Origin of the sequence: Cytobacillus firmus, from assembly GCF_023715565.1 — a bacterium.
Taxonomy (GTDB): Bacteria; Bacillota; Bacilli; order Bacillales; family Cytobacillaceae; genus Cytobacillus; species Cytobacillus firmus_C.
In genome coordinates this window covers 1-5,427 of record NZ_JAMBOJ010000111.1, presented here as the reverse complement: position 1 = coordinate 5,427, position 5,427 = coordinate 1, and the positions used below count along the sequence as shown (strand labels likewise).

The 5,427-nt window shown below is 40.9% G+C and carries 5 protein-coding genes; 1 reads left to right on the top strand and 4 read right to left on the bottom strand.

What is annotated here, in order from left to right; translation table 11 throughout:
* Positions 1–137: 137 nt before the first annotated feature.
* Complete coding sequence (locus M3205_RS24810) at positions 138–1,316, bottom strand: M20 family metallopeptidase (RefSeq protein WP_251172314.1); 1,179 nt, start codon at positions 1,314–1,316, stop codon at positions 138–140.
* Between the two features lie 76 nt (positions 1,317–1,392).
* The gene (locus tag M3205_RS24805; RefSeq protein WP_251172313.1) at positions 1,393–1,908 is read right to left on the bottom strand and encodes a YbaK/EbsC family protein; all 516 of its coding nucleotides are present in this window, start codon (positions 1,906–1,908) and stop codon (positions 1,393–1,395) included.
* A gap of 195 nt (positions 1,909–2,103) precedes the next feature.
* On the opposite strand from M3205_RS24805, the gene M3205_RS24800 reads away from it, so the two are divergent.
* Positions 2,104–3,177, top strand: coding sequence for an FUSC family protein (locus M3205_RS24800; RefSeq protein WP_251172312.1), 1,074 nt, complete (start codon positions 2,104–2,106; stop codon positions 3,175–3,177).
* A 32-nt stretch (positions 3,178–3,209) separates the two neighbouring features.
* On the opposite strand, the gene M3205_RS24795 is transcribed toward M3205_RS24800, so the two are convergent.
* Both M3205_RS24795 and M3205_RS24790 read right to left on the bottom strand, forming a co-directional pair.
* On the bottom strand, positions 3,210–4,271 hold the full coding sequence (locus tag M3205_RS24795; RefSeq protein WP_251172311.1) for an SDR family NAD(P)-dependent oxidoreductase: 1,062 nt from the start codon (positions 4,269–4,271) through the stop codon (positions 3,210–3,212).
* A 132-nt stretch (positions 4,272–4,403) separates the two neighbouring features.
* Positions 4,404–5,171 carry a hypothetical protein gene (locus M3205_RS24790; RefSeq protein ID WP_251172310.1) on the bottom strand — a complete coding sequence of 256 codons (768 nt, stop codon included), beginning with the start codon at positions 5,169–5,171 and terminating at the stop codon, positions 4,404–4,406.
* Positions 5,172–5,427 lie beyond the last annotated feature (256 nt).

The following is a 5,427-nucleotide window of genomic DNA, read 5'->3' as shown; positions in this document are numbered from 1 at the left end:
TAAGGAAATTCACTGCCAAAAAATAAGAATTTAAAGAATTAATACCCTGAAATAAGAGAAAGGTGAATTTGAGCGCACTCAAATTCACCTTTCTTACTATCTGAAGCTAGTTTTGTCCCAGCCCCTTATTTTGGCACTTAAGCAAATGCCCTGCCTGACTCAAATTCTGCTTTAATCTTTTGGAGAAGCTCCTTGTTTGTTAACACTTCATACCCTGTGAGTGCCATTGCTTTGGCTCCGAGGATCATGGCTTCTCTGGCCTGATCACTCATAGCAGCTTCGCGGAATTCATGTGTATGGCAGGCATATGCCTCATTGCAGATTTTTATATAAGGATGAATGGAAGGGGCTGCCTGACTGACATTTCCCATATCTAGAGAACCTGAGCCATCCTTCTGCTCCATTATTTCCTCCTCATTTACACCGAGGGAAATCAGTTCTTTATTGAACGCTTCCGATAAAGGGCTGTTCGTAACCATATCATCATAAGAATATTCATAATTCGACCATTTCATTTCAGCTCCAGTCTGCAGAGCAGCCCCTTCAGCACACTTCTTGACCTTTTCTACTAATTCATTTACATATTCACGTTTCGCCGCACGAACATAGAATTGTGCAACGGCATAATCCGGGACAACGTTAGCCGCTTTGCCCCCTTCCGTGATAATTCCATGAATTCTTGCATCTTGCTTGATATGCTGGCGCAAAGCATTTATGCTGTTGAACGTTTGAAGTACAGCATCCAACGCATTTATTCCCAAATGCGGGCTGGCAGCTGCGTGTGCTGACTTTCCAAAAAACTCAAACTGGATCGCATCCATCGCCAGTGATGTACCACTCTTCACATAATTGTCGAGGGGATGAACCATAATCGCTGCATCCAAAGCGTCAAAAATACCCGCTTCAGCCATGGTCACTTTGCCGCCCTTTGTCTCTTCTGCAGGCGTGCCAAACACTATGACTTTTCCTCCCGTTTCATGAATCACTTTGCTCAGTCCAATACCCGCGGCAATCCCCATTGTTCCAATAAGATTATGGCCGCATGCATGCCCAACTTCAGGCAACGCATCGTATTCAGACATATATCCGATTACGGGCCCTTCTTTCCCGCTGTCATAAGTAGCCGTGAAGGCAGTCGGCAAACCGCAAGTGCCAATTTCCAAGGTAAAACCATGGTTCTTAAGCTCCTCTGTCAATACTTTGCATGCCTTATATTCTTCATGCCCCAGTTCGGGATTCTCGCCTATGTACATGCTTATTTTATTAAACTCTTCTTGAAGTTCATCAATTTTTTCAATAATCAAATTCTTCCCCATATACGTTCGCCTACTCTCCAATCTATTTATTCAATTATTTATTTTTATAATACAACAAATTTTAATTATAGCCTGCTTATTTCGTAATTTTTTCTAGAGGCCGATCAACAATCAGTGCATCTTCCCAATCCTTGCAGACATCTACCCAGGCTTTGGCATCTGAATATGTATTAATTTCAGCAGGTGTAAGTTCAATGGCAGAATTGCTGCTACCGCACGCGGGGAAAAGAGTTTCGAATCTTTTCATAGATTCATCCAGAAAGACATCCAGGTCATTCTTCAATCCAAATGGGCACACTCCGCCTACCGCATGACCAGTCTGTGCGAGAACTTCATCGGAGGAAAGCATACGTGCTTTGAAGCCGAATGTTTTCCGGAACTTTTTGTTATCAATTTTCGCGTCACCAGCTGCCACTACCAGGATTGCTTCATCCTCATCACCTTTGAAGGAAAGAGTCTTGGCAATTTGCGCAGTACTGACACCGATTGTTTCAGCCGCTTCTTTTACAGTGGCGCTTGAAGCATCAAACTCCATTACATCCTGTTCCCGATTCCATTTCTTAAAATGGGCTTTCACACTTTCAATTGACACTTAATCTCACCCTTCCTCTTTGGTAAAAACTTACATATACTCTTTGCCTCTGCTTTATAGTTGTCTATTTTAACATACTATTTGATTATTTCACCGGATTAATCTTTTTTATCAGAAGATTTGCATTTGCTCTTATTGAAGAGTTGCACTAAGATATTAATAAATTTAACGCCACAGAGCTGAAGAAGGTTTTTTATGAAACAGACTATCCCATTTACATTTATTGGCGGAAGAATTGCCAAAACCGGACTGGCTGTTTTTATAACAGCCTTTATATGCCATATGCTGAATTGGCCAGCCATGTTTGCCGTGATAACGGCCATCGTTACGATCGAGCCCACTGTTGCAGATTCCATCCGAAAAGCATATGTAAGATTTCCAGCCGCAGCTATAGGAGCGGGATTTGCTGTTTTATTTACATTCATTTTTGGAGACAGTCCGTATAGTTATGCTTCTGTAACGCTTGCGACAATCATCGCCTGCCATAAGCTAAAGCTTCAAGATGGGATGCTTGTCGCAACCTTGACTGGTGTTGCAATGATTTCAACCGTCCATGATCATTATCTGTCCTCTTTTTTCATTAGACTGGGGACAACATCGACGGGTATCGTCGTGTCTACGGCAGTTAATTTATTGGTCATGCCGCCCGATTACTCAAAATCCATCATGAAAAATATCCATGCCCTCTACCGGCGATCTGGTGACATATTACTTGAACGAGGTCTTGAGGTCTTTAATATATTAAAAGCAAATGGCACTGTCCGTGATGATTTCCAGCGCCTTATTAAAGATATCGATAAAACCGAAACTTTATGCCATTATCAAAAATCCGAATATAGGTTTCACCGTTTCAGCCGTGAAGATATGCGGGATTTTCATTTTGAATATAAAAAACTCGCTATTTTAAAGCAAATATCCTATCACATAGGAAACTTGATCTTTCTGCCGCCTGTCCGGCCGGATATGGAGGAGGGAAGGAAAGAGTTTGCCGCGTCGGTTCTTGAGGATTTAAAAGACAGGCTATATGACACCGGCTTCCTGATTACAGAATGTCATCATAAAAAAATCAGCGAAGTAACACAGTGGTTTTTTGAGCAAAAACAACTGAACCCCGGGGCCGGTCTAAAACCTCGCTCACACCACCATGTCCAGCCTGAAACAGCCATCCTATATGAAATTCTTTCCATTCATGACTTGATTGAGGAATTGAACCATATTCAAACTATGGAAATCAAAAACCGGAGAATTTTAAAAGGAGAAGAAAAATAAAGACCGGTAATTCATATCCCGGTCTTTTTCTACTAAGAAGATACACTCGTTTTATTAAGCAAATATCCTGCTATTATTCTCGTTAATGCCTCTCGATCCATCTGCAGCATGGGAATTCCTGCAGTTGCAAGCAGCTTTTCCGTATTGTCTGATGGAAAATTAATGGTCCGCTGAAAATAGCTGTGGAAAATGCTCATTGACTCATGAAAAGCCTTTTCCTCATTAGTCATTTCAGCAGTTGATCCAGGGACACACATCTCTAATTGCGAAAAGTCCAATACCTCTTTAACTATTTCATATATATCCGACTGCAGAGGCGGATTAGGGTTTGTAATATTGTAAATCCCGCCATTTACACCATGAATCAAGGCGGCATTCAATGTATCTATAACATAATTCACCGGCACAAAATTCTGGGCCACTTCAGGATCCAGAAAAATTCTGCAGGGTCTGCCGTCCTGTTTTCGCATAGCCCGCTTTTTTAAAATCTTGATGCCTTTTAGAAAACCATATAAGCCGAAGTTTGTATCAGCTTCACCTGACCTGGAATCACCGATGATAATCCCTGGACGGAGAATAACAATATCCAGTTTATCCCGGTAAGAATATACGAGGTGTTCTGCCTCGCATTTGGAAGCTTCATAGGGATTTACAAACTGCCTTTCCGCTGAGTAAAGAGCTTCCGCCCCGGCAATCTCTGTCCCGACCGTATAGGCGGTACTGATATATAAAACCTTTGGACAATTTATTTCCAAAGCAAGCTTCAGAACATTCCCTGTTCCTCCCACATTTACTTCAAAAGTCTTTTCACGATCCCTTTCATCAAATGATAGAAGGGCTGCACTATGGTAAAAGGCATCTATCTTTCCATTTAATGAATTCACTAGTTCTGTATTTAATCCAAGATGCTCTTCTGTAACATCGCCTTCCAATATATGAATCTGATTGGAATAGCCGCGTGCTTCGCCTTGCATGAAGGCATCCAGCCGCTTTCTGCTTCTGACTAATAAATAAAGTTCATGCCCTTGTTCCAAAAGCTTTACTGAGAGCTTTTTCCCTAAAAACCCGTTCGCACCTGTAATAAGAATTCTCAAAAAGTAATCACAGCCTTTCTACTGACATCCCTTTAAAAACTTTAGCCGGAAATCCGATTAAAAGCAATGGAAATACATTCACCCTTTACAGTTCATATCCAGCAGAAGCGCCTGGTTCACCCAGGCGCCTTTTTAGGATAAGTATTTTTGTTTCCCTTCATTCTTTTCATCCCTGTCACAGTCATCTTGAAAAGGACAGGCTGGACACTCATTCATATTGTACAAATCGGAAAACCTATTTGTGTCTTCGAGAAGCATCTTCATCATATGCAGATAGTTTAATCCCGCCTCAAGGCTATCATTATTTGGAATGAATACGTGCCTCTCACCATCCATTAATGTCACAACTTCAATTCTGGACGGCCTTATTCCAAATACCTTTTCTGAAAAAACGACTGTCAGGTGACAATAAAGCTCCAGCATTTGCTCATCAGCATCCACCAGGAATTTCTTCACTATAAAAGTATCCTGCTGCCACTCCGCGACATCAAAAGTTAATGAAAGATCTGCATTCAGCTCTTTAAGATTCATTTTAAACTTTTCGTACAAAAACAGCGGCTGTGCTATTTCAGATTCACTGCTCAGGTTTCTCATTAACCCATCTGTTACTGCTGCTGCAGCCATGTAATATTGGAGCTGGGAATCAAACATGCGCAGGTGGAGCCTTCCCCAATATTGATCGACCAGCTTCATAACATTTGCAGGTGTCCGATTGCTTTGCGGCAGCTGAAAATAAGATGAAACAACTTTATTGATAATATGCTGAATGCCCTGACGCCAGCCAAGAGGATGCTTTTTCTTTTCAATATGTGTGTAAAAAAATCTATAAGGACACCGGATAAAGTCCGTTAAATTCTGGTCAGTCATTGTGCGTACAGATACTTGAGGGCTTTTATTCAAATCCTCGCCTCCTTAAAATCTAACCTATGTACGTGTAAGATGATCATTTATTTTATTTTAATTGATAATGATTATCAAAATCAACATGTTTTATAAAATAAATAAAAAAACACCTTCAGCTTGTTAATCTCCCCTTTAAGTAGACATTCAAAAAAACCTTCATGTTACCATGGAGGAAAGAATACTACTTGGAGGGGATTTTTTCTATGGCAAAGAAAGGACAAACTTTTAATAGCTATTCGGAAGAGTTTAAACA